Origin of the sequence: Shewanella sp. NKUCC05_KAH (assembly GCF_019345585.1) — a bacterium.
GTDB lineage: Bacteria > Pseudomonadota > Gammaproteobacteria > Enterobacterales > Shewanellaceae > Shewanella > Shewanella oncorhynchi.
The window spans coordinates 56,032-68,987 of the sequence record NZ_JAHKQZ010000017.1; the positions used below are offsets into that span (position 1 = coordinate 56,032).

A 12,956-nucleotide genomic window follows, 5' to 3' on the forward strand; every position below is an offset into this window, starting at 1 on the left:
TTTGGTTGATGTTGCTGTTCGATTGGAACAACATTTTAGCTGTATTTTATATGGATGATTTTTATGCGTTAATAGGAATAGTCCTATAATAAAGTGCAGTGATTTTTTGTTTTTAGGATTTATCTGATAGAAACGAGTGCCAATTTAGTTAAAAATAAGTCAGATATATTAATATTCTGTAGGTATCTATGCTGTCAGTTAAGCGTAAAAAAGTGAGTGAAGATATTGCAAGCTGCATTATGTCTGATGTGGTTATGCCTTTTTATCAGCCTATTATCGGGGTTGATAAAACCGTTATAGGATATGAAGCACTTGCACGCCGTTGGGATGCCAAGCGTCATGCATATACAGGTATTGATTTTTTATTGTTAGATAAAAATGCTGCTTTGCATATTGATATATGGATGTTGAGGTCGATTATCAAAGACTTACCTCGATTAGCCGATCAAGGCGTTGGCATACTGTCCATTAATTTAAATCCTATGCCATACAGTGTGACTTACCAAAATTTATTACAAATGCTGTTGCTTCAAGCAAAAGTGCTGTGCATCAAAATTTGGTTTGAAGTGTTAGAACACACTTTATTAGATGATAAACAGCATGAATTGATTGAAATGTTACGGGCACGAGGAGCCAGCATCGTACTGGATGATTTTGGCACCCAAGAATGTAATTTCTTGCGTATGATGGTATTGCCCTATGATGTCATCAAGTTAGACCGTTCCCTTTTGCTGCAAGCTTGTCGCTCTTCACATTCAATGCGTATGTTGACGAGCTTAGTTGAGTATTTACAGCGATTAGGAATGCAGGTTGTTTGTGAAGGTGTGGAGACTTTGACGCACATTGATGTGGCAACCTTATTGGGATGCGATTATCAACAGGGGTATGCCTATGCTATGCCTGCGCCGATTTCACACTGGGATCGTTAGGGCGAATCACGCATTAGCTGCAAATTAACTGAGGCTGTTTATTTTGTTTTTCGCTTACCGAGTAATCCAATCCAAAATGTCCCTTCCAATAGCATGCCTAAGATGATGAACACCAATGCACTGGTGGCGCTGCCATAGGCATAAGCGCTTAATGCTGCTATTAGTAACAAGCTTAAGCTTATCCATCGTATGACTGGTTTCATTTTCACTCCGATTTAAAAATACCGTTACCTGACGCTAAGTTATCTGACTTTAGTCGAGGGAGATTTATTTGCCAATCCCACTTTTTAATGACACAGATAGACTAAAATACCCGCTAAAATTCAATCCTCTTGATTCTAAATGGCGAAATTGAGGGTTATCACTGAAAATGTCATGTTTAAAAATCCTCAGATGATCAAAGCTTAATCTTGTTTCCATCGGTGTTTAAGCTGGTATTAGGTAGACTTTACACATTAGCCACAAAATGATTTAGTGTTTGGCTTATCAGCGATTTAGGTTCTGTTGACGTTGGATTTCAGATCAATTGATGGCCGAACCAGAGTTAACGCTGACACAGTGTGATTCTATATCCAGTGGTAAATTGTGAGGGATTAGCTTGGAATTGCATACAGGCGCAATAGGTCCATCGACTTCTAACTGATTGTCTCATAAGATACAAACTTAGCTGATTTAAATGGAGGGGCCATGAGACTATGGTTGCTAGGATTCATGTTGGTATCTGGTGTCGCAACGGCGGCTCAGAGCATGTATTCGATGTTTGCGGGTGGAGACTATGTACCGCCGTTGAGCGTTATGCAGCAGATTGAAAAAGGGTTCTCCGGTGTGATTGCCGAATTTCATATGGAAGAGCAAGAGGGTGAATTAGTCTATCAGTTTGAGTTGATTAATCCTTTAGCAAACTCTATAACGCGGTTTGAATATCGTGCCCGTGATGGTAAGTTACTGAAACAAAAGGCGAGTAAAGTAAGCGCCGATGATCTGGGTGAGGTTGAGGCAACGCGTATGATCGCGGCAAAAGATCAAACCTTTTCAGGTCTAATCGTTAAGGCTACTAAAGATCATAAAGCCTTCTTAACCGAAGCAAAGTTAGACCACGACTTAGGTATCAGTTACTTAGAACTTAAGCTGCTAGACGATACGGGTAAGTTTAAGTTGGCCTTTGATGTCGAAAATTTACGACCGTTACCTTTACTCAAGTGGGATTGAAATATCTAAGTCAATCGAGCGCTCACACGAGTGCTTAAGATTGAGGAGCGCAACATACAGATGAAAATACTTTTAGTTGAAGATGATGCGACGACGATTGATTACATCGTCAAAGGATTTCTTGAGCAGGGCCACAATATCGAAACGGCGAGCGATGGCCACCAAGGTTTGTCACTCGCCACGAGTAGTCAGTACGATCTCGTGATCCTTGACCGCATGTTACCTCAGCTCGATGGCTTAAAATTGCTGGCCGCCTTAAGGGCAACGGGTAATCAAACACCAGTGCTGATTTTATCCGCTTTAGCGCACGTTGATGAGCGAGTAAAAGGCTTGCGGGCAGGTGGTGACGACTATATGACTAAGCCGTTTGCTTTCTCCGAGTTATTAGTCCGCGCTGAAAAACTGATGCACCGTGGGCAATCTGTGCCTGTGACCACTGATCTCGTTGTTGGTGGTTTGAAGATGGAGTTACTGACCCGTAATGTCACTTTAGACGGGCAGGAGTTGATGCTACAGCCAAAAGAGTTCCAGTTACTTAAGTATCTGATGGAACATGCTAATCAAGTTATTAGCCGCACCTTATTGTTCGAAGCAGTGTGGGATTATCACTTCGATCCGCGCACGAACGTCATCGATGTGCATATCGCAAAATTACGCCGTAAATTTGAAGAGTTAGGCCATGGCGAGCTTATCGAAACCGTGAGGGGAGCGGGTTATCGCTTACGACAAAGGCATTAAGCCTTACCAAAGCAGCGCCTGGCGCATCACAATCGTTTTTTCGACCTTAGTGATAGTGATCATCGGGGCGTTGCTATTTGCCCTTTATCGACAGTTGATTATTGAGCAGCAGTATCAAGTGACTCAATATTTAGAGTCAGAGACCCAACGTTATCAGCAACTTGCCCTAACGGTTGATCGCCGTAGTTTTGCCGCTCAAATCCGCGCCGCCGATCCACAAACTGCCCTGATCGCTTGGCGTAATAGCTACGATATGGTCGGTGCCTTGAGCTTTATGCCCGAAGGCATGCCCATGCTGCCGCAAACGCGGGATTTTCCTATCTTAACCGGTGGCCCGGATAAGCTGCATATTCTTACCGGCGGTCTGGTGATGACCCGCTACGGCCCAGTATTGATTGCGACCCGTACCGATAACTTAGCGACGTTAATTGATAAGTTTATCAGTGCCGCCGCGACGGCTGTCATGCTTACCGTAGTGTTGACTTTAGCGCTCGGCTATCTATTTTCTAAGGCGATTTTACGTCGATTAGTGCAATACAACCGCTTGAGTGAACAGATTGAACGCGGTCATTATGACACCCGCTTACCCTTGAGTTGGCGTCAGGATGAGTTCGATATGTTGGCGCTGCAGTTTAATAATGTGCTAGATATTCTCGAAAATAACCTGATGGCAGTGCGTGGTGCGACCGATAATATCGCCCATGATTTACGTACTCCACTGTCACATATCCGTATTGGTATTGAAGAGTTGGCGAGTAAGCCGAGCAATGAGATTAGCGAAGGTTGCGCCATTTTGACCGAGGAACTCGATCATTGTTTAGCGACGTTTGATGCCATGTTATCGCTCACGCGTATCGAAGAAGGTCAGCAGACACTCGATTTGCAGGAGTTAAGCCTAGCGCAACTGTGTACTGACTTATTGGATATGGCCGATGCTGTGGCTGAATCTAACGAGCAAACCTTGAGTTTATCGTTACTGACAGATCATAAGGTTTTTGGTGATAAATACTTATTATTCCAAGCCTTATATAATCTTGTCGATAATGCGATGAAGTATTCTGGCCAAGGTGCGCGGATTGAGATTATTCAGTCAGGCCCACAAATTCAGATCCGCGATAATGGCCCTGGTATTCCAGACGAGAGTAAAGAAAGAGTATTCGAACGCTTAGTGCGCCTCGACCCTAGCCGACATTTACAGGGCACTGGTTTAGGATTATCTATGGTCAAAGCGATTCTCTCACGGCACAATGCCAAAATTAATCTCACGGATAATCATCCTGGCTTAGTCGTCACTATTCAGTTTTAAGTCGATGATCCGCATTACAACGCCGAGTACTCCATGTATCGAATCATAGCCGATGAGGCTGATTTTATTGTTATTTCCAAATCAGCCAAAGTGCATTTCCACAGTCAGGATGGGACTGCAGGCGTGGTGGCGCAGGCTGAGCAAGATTTAGGGATTAAGCTTTTTGCTGTTCATCGACTCGATACGCCCACGTCCGGTCTGTTGATTCTGGCTAAGAGCGCGGTCGCCGCCAAGCAATTTACTGAGCTGTTTACCGCCCATAAAGTGCAGAAATATTACCTCGCCCTCGCGAAAGGCAAGCCGAAGAAGAAGCAAGGCTGGGTGATTGGTGACATGGCAAAGTCGCGTCGTAGCATGTTTAAGTTACTGCGGACTAAAGAGAATCCAGCGATTACGCAGTTTTTCTCCTTGAGTGTTAGCGAGGGATTGCGTTTATATTTGCTTAAACCCCACTCAGGTAAAACCCATCAATTAAGAGTTGCCTTGGCGAGCTTAGGTGTACCCATTTTAGGGGATGATTTATACGGCGGAGATGCTGCGGATCGGTGTTATCTGCATGCATATTGTCTGCATTTTCGCTATGGTGATGACGTGACAGGTTGGCGTGATTACGCTTATCGGGATTTGCCGACTCAAGGTGAGCATTTTGACGCTGAAGGTGTCACTGAGGCGCTAGTTTCATGGCGTGAGCCCGAGACTTTGGCTTGGCCTGCGAAAGGAGATTAATCTTTGCAGCGTTATGTTGCGAAAGCCTAGCAAGCTTGGCAAATACGGTCTCTGCCCTCAGATTTTGCGCGGTACATAGCTTGGTCTGCTTGAATGAGTAGTTTGTCAGGTTGGCATCCTTGATAAATCGTGGCGTAACCTAAACTGACATGGATTTTTATCGTAACACCTTGCCATATAAATGAATTATCCTTAAGTACTTGATGCAATTTCTCGGCGACGACTCTGGCCGCGGGGGCATCAGTTGCGGGTAAAATTACCAGAAACTCCTCTCCACCGTGACGACATAGGGCGTCATTTTCTCGCAATACTGATCCAAACAGTCTCGCCGCCGTCAGCAGGGCGAGATCGCCCGCATCGTGCCCATATTGATCGTTGATGTCTTTAAAATGATCAAGATCCAATAAAATCATACTGTAAGGTACTTTATCCCGCAGCCAGCGTTGATGGATATTGTTTAAAAACTTATGCATAGCACGGCGATTCCACAGGCCTGTAAGTTGGTCCCGCTCCGCTAACATGCGGATTTTACTGACAAGCCGAGTCATGGCATTACCTATCATCACGATATTGATCAATAGGGCCAGAAAGACATAGAACCAAAGCACAGGTATGGCTTCTTGTGTGTGCATGGCGATAAACATCGGACTTTCTTCGGGAGAGAGTAAGGCGATAAAGATACGAATGATAAAAATACCCACCATGGCGACTAAAGGCATAACCATAGCGATGGCAACTCGATTTCCCGTATCGCGTTTGATGGCAAGATAGTTATCTCGAGTTAACATGGCGAAAATGAGCGCGGCGCAGGCTGAGAATACGATGGCCAAAATGCGTTCGGAGCTGAAATTAGGTGGAACCAAGAGCATCACACCAGCGGTGAGTGCTAAAAGAATAAGATCCGATTTTACGCTGGGCTTGAGTCTGAAAAGCGCCTTCGTTCCCCAACGCGCTAGAATGAAGCCAAATAAAATCGCCATATCCGAGCAGAACCAAAAAAAGTAACTGGAGGCTTCGGTGCGTTGGCTGTTGAGTATGATGCCAAGGAGGACGAACAAGTTCGCCAGAGAAAAGCGCATACTGGCTTGAGTGGCAATTTTTAAAGGTTGTGCAATGAGTCCCCATGCGACGGCAGCCGTGCTAGTCAGCAGGCAAATAAACTTGATGAGTAATAAGGCTTGGGGATCAAATATCATTCTTTTACTTCATATTTTTCTTTAACTATAGATGCTTTTAGGGATTTTTGGTTGGAGTTTACTGGATATCTTAGTCTACTCTGGACGGATAATGGGTTTAATATCCTTTTTCATTTTAGGGAATGGTAAGGGCCTTCATTTAGGCTGCGGCTGGGATTATTTACGCCTTGCAAACTAAAAGGTTTGCAAATTCTGAGTCTTCCTGCGAAGTTAGATCTTGTTGATTTGCCTACAATCTCCGTTTTGAGGATGTTCTGTTATGGATACAAATAAACTACTTTTAGTCATTATTGCGATTTTATTGCCCCCAGTTGCTGTATTTTTGAAGGCGGGAGCGGGTAAAGATCTGCTAATAAACATCGTGTTATGTTTACTGTTCTGGTTCCCTGGTTTATTACACGCACTCTGGGTCGTGACCAAGGCATAATTTGCTTTCTTCCACACAATAAAAAAGCGCAATTTAATTGCGCTTTTTTATGTTTCAAAATGGGCCTTTCATTTAGAAAGGCAAGGTGTAGCCTATTGTTGCAGTACGCCCCATCCCTTTGAAATAACGATCATTTGTACCCATGGTTTGTGAGTAATAATTGAAATAATCCTTATTAAATAGATTTTGCAAACCTAGGCTCAGGGTGCCAGTGTAAAGCGGCATTGAGAAGGAAGCATCGACTGTCGTGTAGCCATCAAACTCTGCATACTTGTTGCCCGCCGCGTTTTTAAAATCGCGGTCCATGTAGTAATTGGCTTGAACGCGGGTCGACATTTCATTATCGAAGCTATGGGTCCAGAACAGGTTGATACGGTTTGGCGAAATATTTGCACCATCGAGATCGGTATCGACTTGGCTATCACCATTTGAATCGTATTCGCCCTGCTGGAAGGCGATATTCATGCCGAGATCATCATTGCTGGTAATGTAGGCGGTGACATTGGCTTCAATACCATCGATCACACTCTTTTCGCGCTTCACGTCGTAGAAACCATCACTATTTAAGGCCAAACGTGAACCAAAATCAGTGGCGGAACGATAGTAAGCTAGCTTAGCGCTTAAGTATTTACCTTGGTAATCGGCGCCGACTTCAACGTTATCTGTGACGATCGGTGTGAGCGCCAGTGAGCCATCTATGCTGGGATTGTCGCCGGGGAAGCTTTTACCATCACGCAGAATTCGGCCGATATCCGGCATGCCAAAACCTTGGTTATAGCTGGTATAAACACGAATGTCAGGAGTGATTTTATAAGAGATACCGACGTTAAATAAGGTTTCATCGAAGGTGGCTGAACCGCCCGCAATTTGCTTATTGCCTGCACCCCATAGGGTTTTGTAGTCATCGACACTTAACTCGGCATGTTCGTAACGAACACCAGTCGATAAGGTTAAATTTTCAATTAAGTCATAATCTAACTGTAAGTAAGGCGCAACGTTGTCATAGGTACTTTCGGGAACCCATGAAAAGCCAGTTTTTACTAAGTCTTGCTCAGTGGTGTCGCGGAAAAGGTCGACACCGTAGGCCGCATCAATTCCTGAGCCGGCAATATCCTTAGCGATCAAGGCGCTTTTTAAACCCCATTTAACCGAAGAGTTACGCGATTGCTCGTAGTACAAGCTTTCGCCTTTACTGCCGATACCGCATTGGATGACTTGATCGCTGCCTTCGAAGGATGGATCGTAGAAGCTATCGAAACAGCCACCGCCATAAACTGCTTTAAAATCTTGATTAAAGAGTTGCAGGCTAAGTTGTTGACCACCAATGTTGGCGTGGGTGTAAGTCAAACTTGTGGTGGTCACTTGGTTGTTGGCGGCTTCCCATGGCTGAGTTTCTTTAACTGCACCTGTGGGTACACCATTGGGCTTGTCACCTGCAACGGGCATCCAATCGCCATTGTTGTCTGCATTGTAATGGTTAACCATTAATTCAAGGCGAGACTCATCGAAGTTATGGCCAAGCTTAATGAAGAAGTCTTTACTCTGACTATCCATCGACTCGCCTTGAGTCGTGTCGACACCCACTACGTTATGATTAGCATCGTAATAGACGCCATTATTGCGGTAGCTAACCGAACCTATCATGTCGATAAATTCTGACTCGCCAGAAAACGCATAGCTAGCACCAAAGCTTAAGCCATTGGATTTCATTGAATCAGGCACTGTGACATCGAAACTAGCAACCTGTTCGCTGTCGCCTGTAGGCTTTTTAGTGATGTAGTTGATGATGCCGCCTTGGGCACCGAGACCGTGCATGGCATTGGCGCCGTGAATGATTTCGATGCGCTCAATCATGGCAGGATCTATGGTTTGTCCCTCTCTACCACCACTGCGAAGTGGGTTCGATTGAGGCACTCCGTCGATCATAATCAATGGTGGACGACCACGCAGGGTTTCACCTGTGTTACTCATCTTCTGGCGGCTCGGTGAAAAGCTAGGCGCTAAGTTACCGATAATAGTCGATAAATCTTTAGTGGTGCGGAACTGTTCTTCTAATTGGGCGCGGTCGATGATAGTGACAGTATTGGGGATCGAGCTGGGGGATTTATCCATTCGACTTGCGGTGACAGTGATTTTTTCTATGTCTTTATTTTTGTTGTTTGGACTGTTGTCGGTGGCATCTTGGGCCGTAGCGGATTGGGTTAACGCTGCCAATACGGCTAAAGCAACAAACGAGGTTTTGAATGTCATATAACTTCCTGCTAAGGGCGAATGAGTTTGTTACACCGGCTCCCTTGGCATAGGTTAATATTCCATTAAATTGTATTACAAATGATAACGATTTTTATTATTCGCGATTTTAGGGGAGGAATTACAGCTTGTCTAGTCACGCCATACAGGAAATTGCATGATTTGACGACAGTATGAATAAATTGCGACACAGCACTCGGTATCGAGAGATTTTACCGTAAAGGCCATGCATATAGTGCGAGTTTATGTCGGTAAGGCATTACCTTGTTTGGCATTTGTCTTTGATTTAGGAGACCTATGCTTTAGTCGCAGGTTTGATTATTTGATTGGGCTACGCGTTTGCCTTAGTGCTTTCGATTGTCTGGCGTGTTGATGGAAGGCTATAATCGCGCCCCTTTATACCGTATCTCGCATTGGTGCCCTGATGAACCGTAAAAAGAAGATTAATCAAACCTTGAAGAGCAAGGCAAAAAAGGCCAATGCCAAACTGCAATCTAGCAATAAACCTAAATATATTGCGAAGGCAGAGAGAGAAGCATTAGCTGCGGCAGTTGAGCATGAAACCCCATCAAAAACCGCAGAACCTCAGCTTGATATTGCACTGCCAATAAGCTGATTAAAGTAAGTCGTTAAACCTATCGTGCAGTTAAATACTCGATAGGATTTTGATAAAAGGCCTTTTTATAACCTTGGGTTGAAGTATCCATCAGCCAAGGTTTAGGCAATAAGCTCAAAATGGAATAGTGCAAATGGGGCGGTTTACCTTGTGCATTGCCCGTATCGCCGACAGTGCCCAAAGTGTCACCTTGGTAGGCAATCAATCCTGTGGCTGATTCAATTTGGGCTAAATGGGCAAAGTAGTGAATTTGCCATTTCGGACCTAAACCAACCACCACATTTCCTCCTTTGAAGAAGTCACCTCGATACAAGATCAGCATAGGCGTTGGCGCAATCACTGCGGTGTTTTTGGCGGCGAAAATATCTATCCCCTTGTGAACGCCCGATGGACCCCAAGGTTCATACCAAAAGGTTTGGCTGTTCCAATCTTTACTGCTGGCACCTTTTACTGGGATCGCGGGTGACTCAGGGATCAGATAACCACCAAGTAGCAGTAACGTCAGTGCTAATCCAACATATTTCAATTTCATTTTTTATCCTGCATTAAGTGTTTGCGTACCTTAAGTTTTAATGAAACTCGCTAAATTCCCGCCAACTTTCAGGATATTGCAAGCGCTCAGTTTCTGAGAGTGATAGCCAATAGGGGCGCCAAAAATAGCTGCACCAAAAGTCGATATTACCTTGAAGACTGCCGAGAGTATCGGGATCGATATTGGGAAAGCTTTCCCATGGATTGGGCGGGGCAGATTTGAATCTGATTAATGCTTCTAGCAAGGGTTTGTCATTGGTCACTAAGGTTATGCACACACCCGCAAAATCGTCATATTGGTTCAGCAATACGCAGGTCGCTTGGGTTGGGTGTTCGATAAAACCGTTAAAGTTGACCGTTTGCTCGGGCAATATGTTAAAGCCTGCCTGGCTAAGTAAAGTGTTTAAGGCCTCTTCCCCTTGGTAAGTCAGCAAGCAATGCAATTGATAAGCAAAAATATCTTCTCTGTTCATAGGTACAACGAGTGGATAGGTTTGTATGATTGGCAAGCTGATATTGGGCATCTGGGTTTGATGAAAAACAGTGCGTAACTCAGTTTGTGGCCTAGATTGCTTGAGGCTATCACTATTACGTGCAAGGCGTTGTTTAATCCAAGTTAATACTGACATTATTGTTATTTCTCAGTGAACCTTACTGGGGAATGGCGTATTTGCGGATTCTGCAATCGGGGATGCCGTGATTTCCGGGTCCTGCCATCTTAACCAACCTTTTACTCGAGGCGCATCAATATACCAGAGGCCGTTTTGTTGAATTAATGCCAACCGTTCGCGTGATGGGCCAAAGGGGCCGGGATTTTGTTGGGCAATTTCAATACTGCTATCGGTAACTGAGGCAATGATTGCAACGTGACCGTAGGGGTTAAATATCCATGGAGAAAACACGAGTAGATCATCCTGCATAGGTTTGGTCTGACTCGCATTAGTGTATTGCCGCATAGCGCGTTTTTCATTCCACATGCCATCGCTTAACTTGTTATCAAAAAAGTCTCTAGCATGGCCTAAAGCGTCAGGCATTTTATGCTGGTAGCGTTGGTAAAAGTAGCGCTTAACAAATTCAACACATTGATATTGAATACCTAAGTTATAACCATCTATAGATAGGTTGCGTCCTGAATGGGTATTAACTCCTCCGTTATAATAGATATTAACCCCGTTTAGAGTGTCGATGACTTCTCCTACTTGATGGTGGGAATTAAAGTTAATCCGAGTTATCAGACTGTAGGCACAGTATACGAGCCCCATCAGTATCGCGAAAAAAACTAATAGAATGGATAAGCGTCTAATCATCTTTAGTACGGCAAGCTAAAAAGAGTTGTTGAGTAAGATACTTATCTCACTTTCGGGCTGCGTATTTTATGTTCTGAAGAACATGGACGTCTAGGGTATGGATTTTATATTGGCACAGGTTAATACTTTTGTGTGATCTAAGGTTATCTAAAACAAAGGCCGCATCAGCGGCCTTTGTTATTTTGGCGTTTAGAGTAAAGCGGTTGCGAGTAGATAACCGACAGCCGATGCTGTCGCTACACCGATAAAGCCTGGAATGATAAAGCTGTGGTTAATAATGAACTTACCTATTTTAGTCGTACCTGAACGGTCAAAGCCGATACAGGCTAGATCACTTGGATAGGTTGGTAGCACGAAATAACCGTAGCTTGCAGGGAGGAAGGCGATTAAGAGTTTTGGATCGACCCCTAAGGCGAGTCCCATAGGTGCGATTGCTGTGAGTGCTGCCGCTTGGCTATTAACAAGCTTAGAGATGAGAAACAGCACTAAGGCATAGGTCCAAGGCTGGCTTTGTACTACATGGGACAGGTTTTCCTGCAGTACATCCATATGGCTGATGAAGAAAGTATCGCTCATCCACGCCACACCAAATACTGAGAAAATTGCTACCATGCCCGCTTTAAAAACGGGACCGTTAGAGATGTTGGTCGGTTTGACTTTACAGGTCATCAGGATAAAAGCACCTGCAATTAACATCATCATCTGGATCACTAAGTTCATCGAGAGCAAGGTCGACTTACCTTTAACGTCAAAGGCGGGACGCAATTCACTAAATGAACCTAACAGTACCACAGCAGCGATAGCGGTGAAGAAAATCCCCGTTGCCCAGTAAGCTTCCTTCGGATATTTTTGATTTAACAGGGTTTCGCTCTTGTCATAGATAAAGGCTCTTTGGACTGGATCTTTAATGCGTTCTTGAAATTCTTCATCTTTATCTAAATCTTTACCACGACGCAGACTCCAAAGTGCAGCGGCCATGACACCGCAAAGCGATGCTGGCACTGACACCATTAAAATTTCGAGCAGATTGTAAGCGCGGCCTACACCCTGTTGTGATGCCAGAATCGACACCATAGACACCACAGCTACCGACACGGGCGAAGCACAAATCGCCATTTGTGAGGCGACAGAGGCCACCGCCATTGGGCGCTCTGGGCGAATATTTTTCTTCAGCGCGATATCGGAAATAATCGGGAACATGGTGTAAACCACATGGCCAGTACCGCAAAGGAAGGTCAGCGTCCACGTGGTCAGCGGCGCTAGAATCGTGATGTATTGTGGATGACGGCGCAGTAAGCGCTCGGCATACTGCATCATCACATCTAATCCACCCGCGGTTTGCAATACGGCTGCACAGCCAATGACTGCAAGTATGGTTAGCATAACTTGCACTGGCGGTTGTCCCGGCGCTAAACCGAAAACAAAAATCAGTAAAAATAAGCCAATACCGCTGATGAGGCCTAATCCCATGCCGCCGTAGCGGGTACCTAGCAGTAGGCAGCTAAGCACTACTATAAATTCCATTAAAATCATCCGATTTACCTCTGCGGAACTTACCGCTTAGCTATTAGTTGAGTGATGAGTGTCTTCAGGAACATTCTGCGGAGTAAAAGTGTTTGAAAAATTGCGCTGGCGCATGGTGTAAATAAAAAATGGCATTAGTTTTTTCGGAAATTTGACCTAACGCTAGAAACATGTGGCGATAAGTTGCATTCTGGTTA

14 protein-coding genes are annotated in these 12,956 nt (G+C 44.6%); 7 read left to right on the forward strand and 7 right to left on the reverse strand.

Annotated features, from left to right (window positions below; translation table 11 throughout):
* The first annotated feature begins 188 nt into the window (after window positions 1-188).
* Window positions 189-929: an EAL domain-containing protein gene (locus tag KO533_RS15530; protein WP_219255002.1), complete on the forward strand. Its 741-nt coding sequence runs from the start codon at window positions 189-191 to the stop codon at window positions 927-929.
* 38 nt (window positions 930-967) lie between these two features.
* On the opposite strand, the gene KO533_RS15535 is transcribed toward KO533_RS15530, so the two are convergent.
* Window positions 968-1,132 carry a hypothetical protein gene (locus KO533_RS15535; RefSeq protein ID WP_105251095.1) on the reverse strand — a complete coding sequence of 55 codons (165 nt, stop codon included), beginning with the start codon at window positions 1,130-1,132 and terminating at the stop codon, window positions 968-970.
* 484 nt (window positions 1,133-1,616) lie between these two features.
* Between KO533_RS15535 and KO533_RS15540 the strand changes: the two genes are divergently transcribed.
* From KO533_RS15540 to KO533_RS15555, 4 genes are read left to right on the forward strand one after another with little or no spacing between them, the layout of a single operon-like run.
* On the forward strand, window positions 1,617-2,138 hold the full coding sequence (locus KO533_RS15540) for a hypothetical protein (protein ID WP_113941345.1): 522 nt from the start codon (window positions 1,617-1,619) through the stop codon (window positions 2,136-2,138).
* A gap of 60 nt (window positions 2,139-2,198) precedes the next feature.
* Window positions 2,199-2,876 (forward strand): response regulator transcription factor, encoded by a 678-nt coding sequence (locus tag KO533_RS15545; RefSeq protein ID WP_006079763.1) that lies wholly within the window; start codon window positions 2,199-2,201, stop codon window positions 2,874-2,876.
* Between the two features lie 49 nt (window positions 2,877-2,925).
* Window positions 2,926-4,182, forward strand: a complete 1,257-nt coding sequence (locus tag KO533_RS15550; protein WP_105251097.1) for a HAMP domain-containing histidine kinase — start codon at window positions 2,926-2,928, stop codon at window positions 4,180-4,182.
* Window positions 4,183-4,215: 33 nt separating this feature from the next.
* On the forward strand, window positions 4,216-4,908 hold the full coding sequence (locus KO533_RS15555) for a TIGR01621 family pseudouridine synthase (protein ID WP_219255004.1): 693 nt from the start codon (window positions 4,216-4,218) through the stop codon (window positions 4,906-4,908).
* 26 nt (window positions 4,909-4,934) lie between these two features.
* Here KO533_RS15555 and KO533_RS15560 read toward each other — a convergent pair whose 3' ends face one another.
* Complete coding sequence (locus KO533_RS15560) at window positions 4,935-6,104, reverse strand: GGDEF domain-containing protein (RefSeq protein WP_219255006.1); 1,170 nt, start codon at window positions 6,102-6,104, stop codon at window positions 4,935-4,937.
* A 259-nt stretch (window positions 6,105-6,363) separates the two neighbouring features.
* On the opposite strand from KO533_RS15560, the gene KO533_RS15565 reads away from it, so the two are divergent.
* On the forward strand, window positions 6,364-6,531 hold the full coding sequence (locus KO533_RS15565; RefSeq protein WP_006079767.1) for a YqaE/Pmp3 family membrane protein: 168 nt from the start codon (window positions 6,364-6,366) through the stop codon (window positions 6,529-6,531).
* Window positions 6,532-6,603: 72 nt separating this feature from the next.
* Here the strand turns inward: KO533_RS15565 and KO533_RS15570 are convergent, their stop codons facing one another.
* Window positions 6,604-8,781 (reverse strand): TonB-dependent receptor, encoded by a 2,178-nt coding sequence (locus KO533_RS15570; protein WP_219255008.1) that lies wholly within the window; start codon window positions 8,779-8,781, stop codon window positions 6,604-6,606.
* A 424-nt stretch (window positions 8,782-9,205) separates the two neighbouring features.
* On the opposite strand from KO533_RS15570, the gene KO533_RS15575 reads away from it, so the two are divergent.
* A complete protein-coding gene (locus KO533_RS15575) occupies window positions 9,206-9,397 on the forward strand; it encodes a DUF2986 domain-containing protein (protein WP_113941341.1) in 192 nt (63 codons plus the stop codon).
* A gap of 19 nt (window positions 9,398-9,416) precedes the next feature.
* On the opposite strand, the gene KO533_RS15580 is transcribed toward KO533_RS15575, so the two are convergent.
* The 4 genes from KO533_RS15580 to KO533_RS15595 all read right to left on the reverse strand — a co-directional run bounded on the left by KO533_RS15580 (window position 9,417) and on the right by KO533_RS15595 (window position 12,768).
* Window positions 9,417-9,929 (reverse strand): M23 family metallopeptidase, encoded by a 513-nt coding sequence (locus KO533_RS15580; RefSeq protein ID WP_219255010.1) that lies wholly within the window; start codon window positions 9,927-9,929, stop codon window positions 9,417-9,419.
* Window positions 9,930-9,966: 37 nt separating this feature from the next.
* Window positions 9,967-10,557 (reverse strand): hypothetical protein, encoded by a 591-nt coding sequence (locus KO533_RS15585; protein WP_219255012.1) that lies wholly within the window; start codon window positions 10,555-10,557, stop codon window positions 9,967-9,969.
* A 12-nt stretch (window positions 10,558-10,569) separates the two neighbouring features.
* Entirely contained in the window at window positions 10,570-11,235 is a 666-nt protein-coding gene (locus tag KO533_RS15590; RefSeq protein ID WP_219255014.1) for a CHAP domain-containing protein, read from the reverse strand.
* 189 nt (window positions 11,236-11,424) lie between these two features.
* Complete coding sequence (locus KO533_RS15595; RefSeq protein WP_105251110.1) at window positions 11,425-12,768, reverse strand: anaerobic C4-dicarboxylate transporter; 1,344 nt, start codon at window positions 12,766-12,768, stop codon at window positions 11,425-11,427.
* Window positions 12,769-12,956: the final 188 nt, after the last annotated feature.

Excerpts from the sequence above, each read along its gene's own strand:
- KO533_RS15530 (WP_219255002.1), top strand. The coding sequence starts at position 189 with ATGCTGTCAGTTAAGCGTAAAAAAGTGAGTGAAGATATTGCAAGCTGC.
- KO533_RS15535 (WP_105251095.1), bottom strand. The coding sequence starts at position 1,132 with ATGAAACCAGTCATACGATGGATAAGCTTAAGCTTGTTACTAATAGCA.
- KO533_RS15540 (WP_113941345.1), top strand. The coding sequence starts at position 1,617 with ATGAGACTATGGTTGCTAGGATTCATGTTGGTATCTGGTGTCGCAACG.
- KO533_RS15545 (WP_006079763.1), top strand. The coding sequence starts at position 2,199 with ATGAAAATACTTTTAGTTGAAGATGATGCGACGACGATTGATTACATC.
- KO533_RS15555 (WP_219255004.1), top strand. The coding sequence starts at position 4,216 with ATGTATCGAATCATAGCCGATGAGGCTGATTTTATTGTTATTTCCAAA.
- KO533_RS15560 (WP_219255006.1), bottom strand. The coding sequence starts at position 6,104 with ATGATATTTGATCCCCAAGCCTTATTACTCATCAAGTTTATTTGCCTG.
- KO533_RS15565 (WP_006079767.1), top strand. The coding sequence starts at position 6,364 with ATGGATACAAATAAACTACTTTTAGTCATTATTGCGATTTTATTGCCC.
- KO533_RS15570 (WP_219255008.1), bottom strand. The coding sequence starts at position 8,781 with ATGACATTCAAAACCTCGTTTGTTGCTTTAGCCGTATTGGCAGCGTTA.
- KO533_RS15575 (WP_113941341.1), top strand. The coding sequence starts at position 9,206 with ATGAACCGTAAAAAGAAGATTAATCAAACCTTGAAGAGCAAGGCAAAA.
- KO533_RS15580 (WP_219255010.1), bottom strand. The coding sequence starts at position 9,929 with ATGAAATTGAAATATGTTGGATTAGCACTGACGTTACTGCTACTTGGT.
- KO533_RS15585 (WP_219255012.1), bottom strand. The coding sequence starts at position 10,557 with ATGTCAGTATTAACTTGGATTAAACAACGCCTTGCACGTAATAGTGAT.
- KO533_RS15590 (WP_219255014.1), bottom strand. The coding sequence starts at position 11,235 with ATGATTAGACGCTTATCCATTCTATTAGTTTTTTTCGCGATACTGATG.
- KO533_RS15595 (WP_105251110.1), bottom strand. The coding sequence starts at position 12,768 with ATGATTTTAATGGAATTTATAGTAGTGCTTAGCTGCCTACTGCTAGGT.